This window comes from Campylobacter concisus (assembly GCF_002914195.1).
Lineage (GTDB): Bacteria > Campylobacterota > Campylobacteria > Campylobacterales > Campylobacteraceae > Campylobacter_A > Campylobacter_A concisus_M.
On sequence record NZ_PPAU01000101.1, the window covers coordinates 1 to 459 of the forward strand.

Here is a 459-nt window from a genome sequence, read left to right on the forward strand (position 1 = left end):
TCTTCCCTTCTTTTTTTCCTTTTCCCTTTCTCCCTTTCTTCCTTTTCCTTCTCTCCCTTTTTTTTCTCTTTCCCCCTTCTTCCTCCTCCTCTCCCCCTCTTTTTTCTTTCCTCTCCTTTCCCTCCCTTTTTTTTCTTTTCTTCCCCCCTTTTTTTTCTTTTTTTCCCCCCCCCTCCTTTCCCCTTCTCTCCCCTTCTCTCTTCCTTTCTCCCTCCTTTCTTCTCTTCTCTCCTCTTCCCTTCTTCCCTCTCTCTTCCTCCCCTTTCTCTCTCCCTTTTCTCTCTTCTTCCTCTTCCTCCTTCCTCTTCCTCTTTTTTCCCCCCTTTTTCTCTTTTTTTCTCTCTCTCTTTTTTTTCTCTTTTTCCCTCCTTTTTCTTTTCTCTTTTCTCCCCCTCTCCCCCCTCTCCTCCCTCTTCTCTTTCCCTCCCCTTCCCCTTCCCTTTTTTTCTTTTTCCCCTT

Annotated in this window: 1 protein-coding gene; it reads right to left on the bottom strand. The window is 45.5% G+C overall.

Annotation, left to right across the window (positions count from 1 at the left end):
- The coding region (locus CYP28_RS10920; RefSeq protein WP_181000429.1) for a hypothetical protein at positions 1-459 on the bottom strand (459 nt) is incomplete at both ends.